Source organism: Microcoleus sp. LEGE 07076 (assembly GCF_015207455.1).
Taxonomy (GTDB): Bacteria; Cyanobacteriota; Cyanobacteriia; order Cyanobacteriales; family Microcoleaceae; genus Microcoleus.
Window position 1 is genome coordinate 1 of the sequence record NZ_JADEWV010000156.1, and the last position, 14,153, is coordinate 14,153.

Below are 14,153 nucleotides of genomic sequence, written 5' to 3' on the forward strand. Positions count from 1 at the left end.
AAAGATAACTCTTGTGGGATGGGCCGGAGAGCCCGTCCTAATTATTTTTGCAAGAGGTCTAATATGTTCGATATTCTCGCCAATATTCCAATGCAACTAAGACCTGTTCTTCAAGAGTTAGGATAGTCCCACGCCCTCTTCTGTCTTTATGATTTTCTGACCTGAATTCTTCCAAAGCTTTAACCATTACTTTTAAAGTTTCAATTTTGACACCAAATCTACGTTTAAATTGATGAGATGTCTCTCTTTAGATAAGATTGATTTTTCATGATTTACTGATTGTGCAACAACCAATATAAGTTTCTAGTATCTTATCCTGTTTCTAGCAAGGCAAGAGTAAAAATAAGGTAATTGCTCAACTAGGGGAAAAAATGGAGCCATCAGTAGAGAGAGCTTGTTGAATAGATTGATAAGCAGTTAAACCCTGACGCTTGCCAGTATTGACAACTGAACGAACGGCAGCAAACAAATCTCTGCCCCATTCCGAACGAAAGCCATTAGTCACACGGCGAAATATCACGCTCATCCTAATCGCCTGTTCACTACTATTATTCGTTGGTGGAATCGCCGCGTCTTCCAGAAATAGAAATAAATTGTCAATTAGCCCACCATAGCGTTTTCGTAACCGGATACCATCCGGCTGATATGGCGCTAAACTCAAAATCCCGGTTAATCTTTCCTGTAAATTTTCTCGATATCGATTGAGTCTGGCATCGTCGATTTTTGATCGTCGTCGATGGATAATAAAAGCTCTTAATAATAACCTCTTCATCGCTGGGGCAAAAATTCTGTCCCCAGCATCAATCGCATATTGGCAATCCCGTAATTGATGAGCCAAACATACTTGCCATTGTGGTGCGGGGTGATTTTTTTGAGCGCTAAATAAATCTGACACCCAAATATCGGGACGATGTTCTCCTAGAACCTCGTACATTACTCCACTGGCTCGACTGGGGCGGATGACGTGCAAACAAACATCAGGGTTCTGAAACACCCACTCCCATTGATTTTGTCCGTTAACTCTCGCACTCGTTTCATCTGAACAAATTAATTTTGCCCGCCGCAACCGTTGTAGTATTTGACTTACTTGATCATCTAAACTGGTTTTGACCTTCACCAATAGGTTGGCGATTGCCCCTTCAGATATCTTTAGTCCAAAAACTGATGCAAATATGGACGACAGCCGTTCGTAGCTGATGGCATGAGTGTAACGGAGGTATGTGACCAAGCTTTGAATCGAACTGCCAAACGGTGAACCTGGTTCCATTCCCAATGGTACAGGTGCAAGATATTCGGTTTGACAGCAGGCACACTGACCACCATAACGTTCACGGAGGGTGATAATGGGACGAATTGGTGGTAGTTCGATTTTTTCGTAGACGGATTGCAATTTTTGGGTGGTCTCGGTGACTTTCTCTCCACACTGGGGACAATTTTTGACTTGGGCGATGATTATTTGGTCGGGATGAGGATGCAGTTCTCTTCCCCCTCCTGCTCTTCCTAGGCTTCTTTGTCTTTTGCTACCCTCAATTTTCTCCTGCTTAATGTTGGGCTTGAATCCTTTGGACGGTGGAGTGCTGGAATTTTTGCTAGTTTTCTTGGGAGATGGCTCTGGCTCGGGTTTTGGTTCGTAGGTGTCTAGTATTGCGCTGAGTTTTTGGATTTTCTCCCATAGCTCTACTATCAAGGCTTCTTTTGCCTCGCTCGATAGTTGTTTTAAGTCGGGGAGTTTTTCCATTTCTTTATCTAATATCTATCTTGTCTTCTTGTCAAGGGGGTTGAGCAATTACAAAATAAGTTAAGAGTTGGGATTCAATCCAGTAAAGCAAAACTTTTCATTATATCATAAAATTATTTTGCAAGAGGTCTATTATTTCAGATCCAGTTTAATCGACCCTGATTAAAAGCCGGAGCGAGTTTTTGAGATTGGAGATTGTTGGCAGATATTTTTGGTGAGGGGAGCTCTTGCAAGATTAGGTGCGATCGACCGGAGATGATATAAATACTTATTGTGCCAATTGTCAGGGCGGAATGCCCAGATGTGCGATCGACCGTAAATTAGGCTATAGCTGGAATATAGCTAGTACAAGTTTAAGCCTATGTCGTCTCCTAAAGGTCGATCGAGCAAAATTGAATTCAGCGTCTTAGCCTCGCACCCTGAGTTGTTGACAGGTTTGGATGCGTGGCTGCGGCTGGGCTTGATTTCGCCCGCTGAAGTTGAGCAATTGTGCCGACAATATTTAGTTTGTCCGCTGCCAGAGCCCGCTTTGGCAGTACCGCAGCCGAAAGTACCTGCTTTATCAACACAAAAAGCATTATCCAGCACCACAAAAAACGTTGCGAGGCTGGCAGAAACTACTCAACACCCGAGTTTTATCAGTCAAATTTTACACTCGCTCATCGCCGAAATTAGCGTCGTGTGGCTGTTGTTTTTGGGAGTGTTCATGGTAGTTGTCTCTTCGGGAGTCTTAGCTGCTAGTCAGTGGGAAAGATTTCCGGCTGCGGGACAATATGGAGTTTTGTTAGCTTATACTTTAACATTTTGGGCAATTAGCAGTTGGGCAAAAAAACAGTCTAATTTACACTTGACTGCTCAAACTTTGCAAGAAGTTACTCTGTTGCTAGTGCCGATAAATTTTTGGGCGATGGATACTTTTGGATTGTGGCAGTATCCTTGGAATTGGGTAGTTGCGATCGTCGCTGCATTTATTTTGACTTGGATAACGCGCGGAATTATTAAAGATCAATATCAAAGTTTGTGGGGAAAAAATCTAACTACCTCGATCGCCCTAAATCACTTGGGATTGAGTTATTTGCACTGGGCTTGGGCATTTCCAGGCTTTTCCTTGGCTGCGGTTTATTTGGGTACCGTGGGAACTGCTGCCGCTACAGTTTATCAAGTTCAGCAACAACGGGTACAATCTATCCAGCCCGGGGGAAACACTGAAACGATCGCTGCCGATTTCAGTTTCAGCCGAGATTTTTTGAATTACAAAAAAGCTGCTTTAATAGCTTATTCTTTAGGCATTTTACTGGGTCGGGCGATATTTGTCAAGGGCGTAGATATCGCTCAAATGGGTTTAGCTTTGGGAATTTGTGGCGTACTTTTAGCGTGGCTGGATTGGCCGCAATCCCTGGCATCTGGAACTACTAGAAACAATATATCAAACAGACCAAATTCCGGCAACTTTTTTAACTGGCAATTAGCCGGAGGGGTTTTATTGGGTTTGGGGTGGCTGGTTTGTTTTCGCGAAATTCCCCTACAGGCGATCGCAATTAGCGCCTTGGCTGTTTGGTTTTTTTACAACCGCTTAGTACGGTTTTGGCAAAAGTTTGATTTGCTAATGCTTTTCGCCGTGGGACTTCAAAGCATTTGGCTGGTTTGGCGAGTGGTTCCTTTAGATATTAAAACACAATTTGTTGCAGTTTTAACTGGGCTTACCAACTCTGGGCAAACTCCTTGGGCTTTTTGGGGCGTTTTGCTGTTGCCTTATTTGATTTTAATCGTAAGTGCGGCGCAGTGGCTCTACCGATCGCGAAAGTTTCCACTTGCCCATTTTGGCGAAAATCTTGCTCTCGGTTTGGGCAGTGTTTTAACTGTTATTAGTTTACTCAATCCGTTTTGGCGATCGCTCAATTTAGTATGTTCTACTTTCATCTTAGCTTGGATAGTTTGGAAATACGCAATTCCTGAGCATTCCCGGCCAGTTGCAATCTCCGATCCTGCTGTCGGTTCAAACCGAAATCCGGCATTTTTGGTGGCTGTGACTCACATTATTGGTTTGTGCGCGATCGCTTCGACAATTGACTTATTTTTGCCGAACCTGACACTAAATATTTGGGCGCTAGTTTTATTGATGTTTATGGCGGCTGAATGGGGATTTTTTGTGTGGATGAAAGCCGCAAATCTCAGAGAAAATTCTGCCTTTTTCCGGTGGCATCCAGCTTTATTCCAAAGTTCGTGGTATCTGGGCTTGGGACTGGCGGGATTGAGCTTTATCTTGTTAGAAAATTATTTAACTGCGAGTGATATTGTTGACAATCCTCAGTGGAGTTTGCTCTGGCTGGTAACACCTTTGGCTTTGACTGGTGTTGCTAAATATACTGAGATTTCTCACAAACAAGTCGCCAGTATTTTCAGCACTATCGCCCTAATAGTCGCACAACTTCTTATGTTTCCTTTGCCGGGATATCAGTTAATTGGTTTGGGTTTTGCAGCGCTGTTGATGTTAGTCAATACTTACTATTTGGTAGAAGTACCAGAGATACCGGCGGCGGCAATAGGAGTTGGATTTGGCTTGATGTTTGTCGCTGGGGCGATCGATCGATTAGGATTTGTGTCTGGTTGGGCTTGGGCAATTGCTGGGGCGATCGCACTTTTGTGTCTCTGGTTGCTTCGCAGCACGATTATTCGTTATTCTAGCAGATTGCCTCAGCCTTCGACCTTAGCTAAAATGTATGATCGAGCTTTGGATGGTTGGGCTATCTTACTCGCAGCCTTGCTGTTAACAACAATTACTGTTTATTCCTATGACATCTACACACGCACTACCTTCAGTTTCTCGCCCTCTGTTCAAGTATTAGCTGCTACTTTGGTAATCATGGCTGCGATTGTTTTCCGAAGTTTGCGCCAAGTTTCCCCTCTGGCAATTTATGCCTTAGCTTGGAGTTTGGAGTTGTTGACAGCAGTCGGTTTGAGTTTTATTGGACGCAATACAATTAATTTGGCAGTGGCGAATATTGCGATCGGCTTGTTTACGCAATTGTTGGGCGATTGGTGGCGGCGGCGCAACCCCGATTATCGCACAATTTTACCCAGTATTCACGTTATACCATTGGTTTACGGGTTGTTGGGTTTGATTTTGCGATCGCACGCCTTTACCAACAGCACCGGTTTAATCTCGTTGGGTGCGTCTTTAATTGCGATCGGCATTGGTAGGCGGCAGCAACAATTTAAACCTTTGGTTTATTTGGGATTAATTGGCGTATCCGCATCCGCTTACGAATCCCTACTATATCAACTTTCCCAAACACCCGGAGCAGCTTTTGGCGACGGCTTAATTGTGCTAGCAACTCTCGGCACAACTTTAACATACATCTATCGCATTTTATCTCCTTGGCTGAGCAGCTATTTACATTTAACCAATGCCGAATTAAAAATATTTGCTCACCTGCACTGGGTTTTGAGCAGTATACTACTGATTTGGGCTTCTACCCACGATATTAAATCCGGGCTAAATTTAGGATTAGTCACTGGTACTTTATTAGTGCAATACGCTTTCTTGCAAGGGCGAAATAATCTCGATCGCCAATGGGCAGAAATTTGGATTTACTTAGGATGGCTAGAAGCCTTTGGCATCCGACTTTACTGGATCAATACACCTTTAGTTAAGTACATTTCCGGGCCGCTGGGGCCGTGGAAAGTTGCCATCGCTTCTCTATTTGCCTATTTCATTTACATCTTACCTTGGGATAACTGGGGTTGGTCAAAAAATCCCTGGAAGATAATCGCTTCTCTGATTCCAATCATCACTATTGTGGAATCTCCCGCTAAGTTTTATCCGATTAGCTTCCTCATAGCTGCCGCCTTCTATGTTTTCCTAGCTTGGGAAAAGCGCGAAGTCCGTTTTACCTACGTGAGTGTGGCGATAATTGACTGGATATTACTTCGCTGGTTTGGACAAATCGGATTGACTCAACCCGAATGGTATTTTACTCCTTTAGGACTTTCTTTTCTTTATGTTGCTCAGTTCGTGAAGCGTAGCTATCCCGTAGGGAATCGCGCTTTGCAACTACCAGCCCAAAAAACCCTGCGCCACAATCTGCGAATGCTAGCCACAGCATTGATTTGCGGGATACCTCTTTTGACTCAGCAAAGTAACGGTTTAGTTGCAGGATTTTTTAGCTTGGTGGCGATTGCAGCGGGTTTGGCGCTGCGAGTGCGAGCGTTTTTGTTTGTGGGGACAGGAATTTTCTTAATCAATGTTTTCTATCAGTTAGTAGTGCTGATTTTCGATTATCCCCTGATTAAATGGGCGATCGGTTTAGCTTTCGGGATTGTGTTTATCTGGATTGCTGCTACTTTTGAAACGCGGCGCGATCGCATTTCAGCTTTTGTCCAGCATTGGGTTGTACAATTGCAATCCTGGGATTGAGTCTTCCCTTAATCAACTCCTCTGACGTGGGGATATCTGCGTTTACCAAAACTATTTTTTTTCGATAAAATGTAAAAAAAACGCCCTTTTTTTTGGGGTCAAAGGCTTGACATTTCCGGCTGAAAAAGGTATCATATGATAATGGAAGTGGTGGCAATTTTCAAATTTAAGCCACCACTTCCATTATCTAAAATATAACTTAGAAATCAAGCAAAATCAATAAGTAAAAATACCTTTTTTTGCGCCGCGATTTGAGATTGTGAAAGCAGCAAAGGCGATGCAACAGAAAAAGGGCAACTAAAAGGAGCGCCAAATAAATGATGACAACTCAGTTAATCAAGCGCCTGTTCACAGTAAAAGAATATCATCAGATGATAGAATCTGGCATCTTGACAAAAGATGATCGAGTTGAATTGATTCGAGGAGAAATTGTTCAAATGGCCGCCGTCGGTAGAAGGCACACATCCCATGTCAAGCGTCTGACAGAGTTATTCTATATCCGTTTATTATCAAGAGTAACCATTGGAGTCCAAGATCCGGTAGAATTGGGCGATCGCTCTGAACCTGAACCGGATATTTCCTTACTGCGGCGGCGCGATGATTTTTATGAATTGGGACATCCTCAGTCGGAGGATATTTTACTAATTGTGGAAGTAGCGGATACAACCGCTGAAACTGACAGAAATATCAAAATTCCTCTTGATGCTGAAGCTGGTATTGTAGAAGTTTGGCTGGTAGATATTAACGAGCAATGTGTCGTAGTTTATCGTGAACCTTCTCCCTCGGGATACCAAAATATTCAAAGATTCCAGCGGGGTCAGATTTTATTTATTCTAGCTTTTCCAGACATAGAAATTCCTGTGGATGCGGTGTTGGGATAAAAAGCTGGACTCATACTATTTTTTTGTGGCGCGACTTGAGAGTCTAAATGAACAAGAATCAGCAAACAATTATAGGCAAAGGTGGGCAGAAACCCACCGTAAAGCAGAGCTATAGATTGTTTAATCTAACTCTGGATCGCAAGGGCGATCGAACACAATCTCAAAAATTCCAGATCGCACAAACCGCTGCAAAGCTCTTAAATGGTCATCTGCATCTTGGCGATTGCAAAAACGCGCCACAATGTGGTTTCGAGCATCAGGCAAAACCCGCACAATCACCCAAGGTTTGGCATAATCCGGCTTTAAGAAATCAGGTGTTTTCGTGAGTTGCAGATTATCTTCCGGGAGTGCAGTTACTTGCCGATTTGGAGAATGTTCGGCAATTATGTTCGCACCTGCTTTTCGGAGAATGTCGAGGTAGCTGGCGATGAGACTACCCGTGAGGTTGGCCGCCAACTGTTCGATGAGATGGCCAGCTAAGCTTTTGACCTCTTTTTCCTGCAACTGCACTCGCAGGGCATCAAAATCCACGTCAGAGTAGCTGCGGATGCAGGATAGCAGTTGCGTGATGCCGAAGTCGTCTAAAGCTTGTTGGTAGCCGCGAGAAAATTCGCTCCCGTCGCTGGAAGGTTTTATCATGGTAATAGCTCTCTTTGATTTTTAGAGCCACAAGCCAGCGACGAACTTTCCTAGGGGACGCGCTGGCTTTTGACTTTTCCGAGTATAGCGCAATATGCTGCATATTTACAGCATATATGTTGTAAAATCGACAAAACGCTGTAAATATATCACACTGACGATCGGCTTAGATAAGAAAAAATCAACCTCTGATGACGAAACGCCTATCAACCTCCATCGCAGATGGAATTTATGACCAACTTCAAGATTGGGCAAACGAGGAACGCCGTTCAATCAGCGGCTTAGCAGCATTCCTTTTGGAGAAAGCTGTGAGAGAGCACCAAGAAAAGATCCAAAAACAGCCGCCACCCTCTAATGAAAAGCAGGACTCACAATAAAGTTTGTGCGAAATCATTGGCGGGACACTTGCAATTAGACAGAAATTCAATCTCTGATGACCAAACGCTTATCAACATATTTAGCAGACGGAATTTACACTCGCCTTGAGGAATGGGCTAAACAAGAAGGTCGATCGACTAGCAATTTGTCAGCATTCCTGTTAGAGAAAGCTCTGGTAGACCATGAGGAGAAAATTCTCAAACAGTCTGCATCTGATGAGCAGCAGGGGCAGCAGTAAAGTGGATGCTCCCATAGCCCGCAATCAACTGCGATCGGCTTAAACAAAAACTCAATCTCTGGTGACTAAACGTTTAACCACGTATTTAGCAGCAGGAATCTATGACATCTTTATACGACCAGCACAAATGGAAAAATGACCCTTACTTTCGATCGAGCTAATTATAGCAATTTGCTGGCAGAAGTCGCTCCACGGGCGATCGAAACCGAGGAAGAATACGATCGCCTCCTAGTAGTCGCAGAGCGGCTGACGTTCGCCAAAAACCGCACTCCCGAAGAAAAAGCTTTACACAAGTTGTTGGTAACGCTAATTGAAGTTTACGAGGCCCAAAACTATGCGATCGACAAATCCGAGCCTCACGAGATTTTGCAACACATCATGGAAGCCAGCGGCACCCGTCAAGCTGACGAGAGTTGGCATCATTGGATCGAGTGGCGTAGTGTCTGAGGTTGTTAATGGCAAGCGGGCAATTAGCAAAGCACAAGCTAAGGCACTCGGCGATTATTTTAAAGTGTCGCCTAGTTTGTTTATTTGATATGATGTCAATGCCAATCTTCAATACTCATGCAACTGTCTTCCGTAGGGTGTGTCGCTATCCACCATCTTTAACAAAGACCGATAATCTAATAGCGACGCACCTCGGGGATTCAATGAATCAAGAAGCCAGCCCAATATTTTTTTAGCAAGCTTTTTTATTGGTCATGAAATGTTGAATTTGTTTATTGAACTATTGACAAAAACAAGGTGCGTCGCTATCAGATTGTCGCTTTTTTTGAGGATTGTTAATGGCGACGCACCCTACATTTACTACTACATTTACTACAAACCTTTACAGAAATAAGATTGGTTTGATTGATCGGACTAAAGTCCTCTGATTGTGAAGAAGGACTAAAGTCCGAACGATCAAACCTTTACAGATTTTTGCATAAGTCCTAGTTTTTTTAACTGGCATTTTAAAATCAAAAACCCGGTTCCTCCAAGAAACCGGGTTTTTAATCAGACGTTATTTATCCGCGTGTCATCGCATTAATGGCTTAAGGCGAATTCGGGCAATCTCGGTTCAGATTCGCCACCCGGCAATACCTTAACCTGACCGTTTTCATCCACATCTACGATCGCGCTTTGGCCTTCTTTCAGCTTTCCTGACAGCATTTCCTCAGCCAGTACATCTTCTAACAACCGCATGATGGCGCGGCGCAAAGGTCGAGCACCGTAACTGGGATTGTAGCCTTCTGTAACTAACAAGTCCTTGAACTTGTCTGTCACCGACAAAGTAATACCCTGTTCGGTTAAGCGGCTGAAGAGTTGCTGCAACATGATATCGGCAATCTGCTTGACTTCTTCCTTGTTCAACTGGCGGAAGACGATAATCTCATCCAAGCGGTTGATAAATTCGGGACGGAAAAACTGTTTCAATTCTTCGTTTACCAAGCTGCGAACGCGGTTGTACTGCGCGTCTGTGGCAGTTTCAGCAAACTCGAAACCGAGACCGCCGCCGCCTTTTTCAATCACTCGCGAACCGATGTTTGAGGTCATCACCAGCAGCGTATTCTTAAAGTCTACTGTCCGACCTTTGGCATCGGTCAAGCGGCCGTCTTCCAAGATTTGCAACATCATGTTGAAGACATCCGGGTGAGCTTTTTCGATTTCGTCGAACAAGATGACTGTGTAAGGACGGCGGCGCACTGCTTCTGTTAGTTGGCCGCCTTCGTCGTAGCCGACGTAACCCGGAGGCGAACCGATCAGTTTGGAGACGGTGTGGCGTTCCATGAATTCGGACATATCTAACCGAATCATCGCTTCTTCCGAACCGAAGAAATAGGAAGCCAGGGCTTTTGTCAGTTCGGTTTTGCCGACGCCTGTTGGCCCGGAAAAGATGAAGCTGGCGATCGGGCGATTCGGATTTTTTAAGCCAACCCGCGCGCGGCGGATCGCCCGAGAAACTGCGCTGACAGCTTCTTCTTGACCGATCAAACGCTGGTGCAAGGTGTCTTCCATGTGCAGCAGCAATTCCGATTCCGATTCGGTCAGCTTGCTAACAGGTACTCCCGTCCAATTTGCCACGATGTGGGCGATGTCTTCTTCGGTGACAATCGGAGAGATTCTGATCTGGCTTTTGTTGATAGTAGCTTCGGCGATTTCGGCTTCGATTTCTAATTCGCGATCGCGCAATTTGCCAGCTTTGTCGAAGTCTTGTTCGCGCACCGCAGCATCTTTTTCTTTACTGACGGCCGGAAGTTGTTTTTTGAGTTCTTTAACTTCGGGCGGGGTTTGCGAGTTCAAGACGTGGACGCGGGAACCTGCTTCGTCAATTAAGTCGATCGCCTTGTCGGGCAAAAATCGATCGTTAATGTACCTGTCTGACAGTGTAGCCGCTGCTTCTAAAGCTGCATCGGAGATTGTCAGTCTGTGGTGCTGTTCGTAGGCCGATCGCAAACCGTACAATATTTCTATTGTTTCAGCTACGCTCGGTTCGCCAACTTTTATCGGTTGGAACCGACGTTCTAAGGCAGCATCGCGCTCGATGTGCTTGCGGTATTCATCCAAAGTTGTCGCGCCCACACACTGCAATTCACCTCTAGCAAGGGCGGGTTTGAGCATATTGGAAGCGTCCATGCTGCCTTGAATCGCGCCTGCACCGACTAAGGTATGAATTTCATCAATTACCAGAATGATATTGCCTGCTGCGCGAATTTCTGCCATGATTTTCGTCAGCCGTTCCTCAAATTCGCCTCGGAATTTTGTACCAGCAATCAGCGAACCCATATCGAGGCTGATTACTTGTTTGTCTTCTAAAATTTCCGGGACGTTTCTGTTAACAATCCGCTGGGCGAGGCCTTCGGCGAGGGCTGTTTTGCCGACTCCGGGTTCGCCTACTAACACTGGATTGTTCTTCGTGCGGCGCCCCAGCACTTGGATCACGCGCTCGATTTCATTTTCGCGGCCCACCACGGGATCGAGTTTGCCGCTGGCTGCTAGCTTGGTAAGGTTTGTGCCGAATTCTTCTAAAGTTGGGATTTTGCGATCGCCGCTTTCCCCCCTGCCTCCTGGTGCCACCGCCACTTCTCCCACGGCGCGAATTACCTGAGTGCGGACTCTCTGCCGATCGATTCCCAGGTTTTGCAGCACCTTCGCCGCCACCCCTTCATCGTCTTGGATCAGCCCCAGCAAAATGTGCTCGGTGCCGATGTAATTGTGGCCCAACTGCCGCGCTTCGTTGAGAGCAGTCTCAAAAATGCGCTTGACGCGGGGCGTAAACGGAATTTCCGGCGGCAGGAATCCGGAACCTCTACCGATAATATTTTCGATTTCATTGCGCGCCTCTTTCAAGTTAAGGCCCATATCCAGTAATACTTTTGCAGCGATGCCAGTGCCTTCGCCCACGAGTCCCAGGAGGATTTGCTCGGTGCCTACAAAATTGTGGCCGAGGCGCCGCGCTTCCTCTTGGGCTAGCATTATTGCTTTAATGGCTTGTTCTGTAAAGCGTTCAAACATATTTCTTCCTTCCTACTGTCTTGGCGAGGGCTGTATCGCTGCTGGTGAGGAGCGATTTGGAACACTACACAAATTATATATGTAAATTTTTGTGTATTTCCTTCTTTAGTTAATGTATCGCTAGTAATAGGGGGCAGACAGTGGGGAGAGCCGAATAGTTGGGGTGTGTTTGCCGTCTGGCACTGCGATCGGCCAGTCGCCATACAAATTAATCTCATCAACCATGTTATTCACCCTCTGCCAATGTACTTTGTTGCCGCTCCCCTGTCAAGCGTTCTCTCAAAGCCAGCTAGCGACTGTACCTCGATCGCCAACCCGGAATACCTTTGTTTCAAATCAGGTTATTCGATCATCGAGCATTTTCTCCAAAACCAATTTCATCTTAACAGCTTAAGGAACCTCTGGGCGCGCCCGATCGCAAATTTCCAATTTGCAGCGCCTGTTAATTCCTCTTATTCACATCCTCGCCCCAGAGATTTCGATAACTTTTAAAACCAGTTTTTAGGGGCTTTTGGGACGACAGACAGTTACAATTTCCTGACTTTAAAGCCATTGTGGAACCAACTGTTTAATAACTTTCACAAGCCCGATCGCAATTTGAATCAGCGGCCAACCCACAAAACAAATTAACACCGCCCAGCGAGTTTTAATATCCAAACCTTGGCGAACTGCCACAATTACAGCCAGCAAGCTCCACACAGCTAATATCCGCTCTATCCCTTCTCCCAGCAAGGGAATTAACGTTAAAAAATTCAGCACTTGCGGGGCGTAGGCAAATCCGATCGGCACCAACAATTCCCCATAACTTACGTGACCCGGTTTCAGCCACTGCCCGATTTTAAAGATAGTAAAAGTCCAAAAATAATAACCCCCCACCAGTGCCAAACCATCTATAAAAAGTGCTAACAATAACACTGATAGCTCAGTTCGATTGATTAACAAAATGACGGCACTGCCAAAAACGCGGGACACCGCTGCTAAAATTACAATCGTTAAAGCTATCCGCTTCGTTATGGCAGTGTAGGGAGTTTTTTCGTAAAAGTTGCTGTTCAAAGAAAGCGCGTTCCAAAGCGTTATTCGCAAACCTGCAATTGAATCTTCTCCTCTCACGTTTAACTCCAGCTCCTCAAAATAGTTGACAACTCGGACAAAATAAGCTCTAATACAGCACAATCACCGAAATATTTCTACATAATTAGGTAATTAATATCAATTTTTTATGAGGCTGCTCCCGAATCTGATCACCCTGGCACCCCCCTTAATAAGGGGGGGACAAGATTCCTATCAAAGTCCCCCTTATTAAGGGGGATGCGAGGGGGATCGGAATATGTGCAACTTCACATTAAATTGGTATAACAGGCATTCTACCAGAATTTATTAAATGCTAAGATTGATTTTGCGAATACTTGCGTGGCTGCGCGGGGGAAGTTTAAATTTGTTGCTCATCGCAGGTCTAATCCTGCTAGTTTGGGGCATTCTTTCGCCAGTGGGAACTGTTATATGGTGGCTGGGTCAAAGTGCCGAAACTTTGGGTTTCAAAAAAAATTCGCCGGAGATATTGCCCGAAAACGACAGCAGCCCGGAATCGCGCAAGTCTTCACCGAGCAATTGTTATATCATCTTTTTACCGGGAGTGGGCGATTTTTCGGGGGACGAACTAACACCGGGAGAAGCATTTTTTCTCAAACATTTAGTTGAACGTCACCCGCAGTGCGTAGCAGTGGGAGATGTTTTTCCTTATTCAGCTTCTAACAAAAGTTTAGGCGGACAGCGGTTGCTAGCTCCTTTTTGGCGGTTTGCAGAACACGCAAAAAGCTGGCCGATTGGGGGGGATATATTTATCAAAATTCGCAATCTCTGGAGGTTTGCAATTTCTCTCGATTATCGCTACGGTTTTGCATACAATCAGGGAATTGCTAATGCAATTATCGAGCGCATGAATGCTAAATCTCCGATTTTAGCTAATCCTCAAAAACCTTTGCAAGTTATTTTAATTGGCACTAGCGGCGGCGCACAAGTTGCTTTGGGTGCTACTCGCTACCTTAAAGAATGGCTGAAAGCAGAAATTACTGTTATTTCGGTTGGGGGCGTGTTTTCGGGAAAAAATGGTTTTGCAGAAGCCGATCGCGTTTTCCATTTTCGCGGCACTCGCGATTCAATTGAGGATATTGGCGGCATAGTTTTTCCGACTCGCTGGTACTGGTTCCCGACTTCTGAGTTCAATCAAGCGCGTTCGCAAGGCCGCTATGCAGAAGCTGTCAGCGGCCCTCACAAGCACGACGGCGATGAGGGATATTTTGGGGAAAATCGGGCAAGTAACGGTGAAAAGTATGTAGATATTACGCTGGATAAGATTAATCAATTACC

10 protein-coding genes are annotated in these 14,153 nt (G+C 45.1%); 6 read left to right on the top strand and 4 right to left on the bottom strand.

The genetic code is table 11. The features are described from left to right. Positions 1-355 precede the first annotated feature (355 nt). On the bottom strand, positions 356-1,738 hold the full coding sequence (locus IQ270_RS21790) for an IS66 family transposase (RefSeq protein WP_193975300.1): 1,383 nt from the start codon (positions 1,736-1,738) through the stop codon (positions 356-358). 361 nt (positions 1,739-2,099) lie between these two features. Here IQ270_RS21790 and IQ270_RS21795 point away from each other — a divergent pair, with 361 nt between their 5' ends. After that, entirely contained in the window at positions 2,100-6,155 is a 4,056-nt protein-coding gene (locus IQ270_RS21795) for a hypothetical protein (RefSeq protein ID WP_193975301.1), read from the top strand. A gap of 320 nt (positions 6,156-6,475) precedes the next feature. After that, on the top strand, positions 6,476-7,036 hold the full coding sequence (locus tag IQ270_RS21800; protein WP_193975308.1) for a Uma2 family endonuclease: 561 nt from the start codon (positions 6,476-6,478) through the stop codon (positions 7,034-7,036). A gap of 120 nt (positions 7,037-7,156) precedes the next feature. On the opposite strand, the gene IQ270_RS21805 is transcribed toward IQ270_RS21800, so the two are convergent. After that, on the bottom strand, positions 7,157-7,675 hold the full coding sequence (locus IQ270_RS21805; protein ID WP_193975302.1) for a hypothetical protein: 519 nt from the start codon (positions 7,673-7,675) through the stop codon (positions 7,157-7,159). A 191-nt stretch (positions 7,676-7,866) separates the two neighbouring features. Between IQ270_RS21805 and IQ270_RS21810 the strand changes: the two genes are divergently transcribed. The 3 genes from IQ270_RS21810 (at position 7,867) to IQ270_RS21820 (ending at position 8,738) form a co-directional block, all read left to right on the top strand. Then, positions 7,867-8,052: a hypothetical protein gene (locus IQ270_RS21810; protein WP_193975303.1), complete on the top strand. Its 186-nt coding sequence runs from the start codon at positions 7,867-7,869 to the stop codon at positions 8,050-8,052. 56 nt (positions 8,053-8,108) lie between these two features. Further along, entirely contained in the window at positions 8,109-8,291 is a 183-nt protein-coding gene (locus IQ270_RS21815) for a hypothetical protein (RefSeq protein ID WP_193975304.1), read from the top strand. A gap of 135 nt (positions 8,292-8,426) precedes the next feature. Beyond that, a complete protein-coding gene (locus IQ270_RS21820; RefSeq protein WP_228056579.1) occupies positions 8,427-8,738 on the top strand; it encodes a type II toxin-antitoxin system HigA family antitoxin in 312 nt (103 codons plus the stop codon). A gap of 579 nt (positions 8,739-9,317) precedes the next feature. On the opposite strand, the gene IQ270_RS21825 is transcribed toward IQ270_RS21820, so the two are convergent. Continuing rightward, on the bottom strand, positions 9,318-11,786 hold the full coding sequence (locus IQ270_RS21825; RefSeq protein WP_193975305.1) for an ATP-dependent Clp protease ATP-binding subunit: 2,469 nt from the start codon (positions 11,784-11,786) through the stop codon (positions 9,318-9,320). 543 nt (positions 11,787-12,329) lie between these two features. Beyond that, positions 12,330-12,896 carry a YIP1 family protein gene (locus IQ270_RS21830; protein WP_193975306.1) on the bottom strand — a complete coding sequence of 189 codons (567 nt, stop codon included), beginning with the start codon at positions 12,894-12,896 and terminating at the stop codon, positions 12,330-12,332. 271 nt (positions 12,897-13,167) lie between these two features. Between IQ270_RS21830 and IQ270_RS21835 the strand changes: the two genes are divergently transcribed. Next, the coding region (locus IQ270_RS21835; RefSeq protein ID WP_193975307.1) for a hypothetical protein at positions 13,168-14,153 on the top strand (986 nt) is incomplete at its 3' end.

Coding starts and splice junctions, on each gene's coding strand:
- IQ270_RS21825 (WP_193975305.1), bottom strand. CDS start 11,786: ATGTTTGAACGCTTTACAGAACAAGCCATTAAAGCAATAATGCTAGCC.
- IQ270_RS21820 (WP_228056579.1), top strand. CDS start 8,427: ATGACCCTTACTTTCGATCGAGCTAATTATAGCAATTTGCTGGCAGAA.
- IQ270_RS21815 (WP_193975304.1), top strand. CDS start 8,109: ATGACCAAACGCTTATCAACATATTTAGCAGACGGAATTTACACTCGC.
- IQ270_RS21810 (WP_193975303.1), top strand. CDS start 7,867: ATGACGAAACGCCTATCAACCTCCATCGCAGATGGAATTTATGACCAA.
- IQ270_RS21805 (WP_193975302.1), bottom strand. CDS start 7,675: ATGATAAAACCTTCCAGCGACGGGAGCGAATTTTCTCGCGGCTACCAA.
- IQ270_RS21795 (WP_193975301.1), top strand. CDS start 2,100: ATGTCGTCTCCTAAAGGTCGATCGAGCAAAATTGAATTCAGCGTCTTA.
- IQ270_RS21800 (WP_193975308.1), top strand. CDS start 6,476: ATGACAACTCAGTTAATCAAGCGCCTGTTCACAGTAAAAGAATATCAT.
- IQ270_RS21790 (WP_193975300.1), bottom strand. CDS start 1,738: ATGGAAAAACTCCCCGACTTAAAACAACTATCGAGCGAGGCAAAAGAA.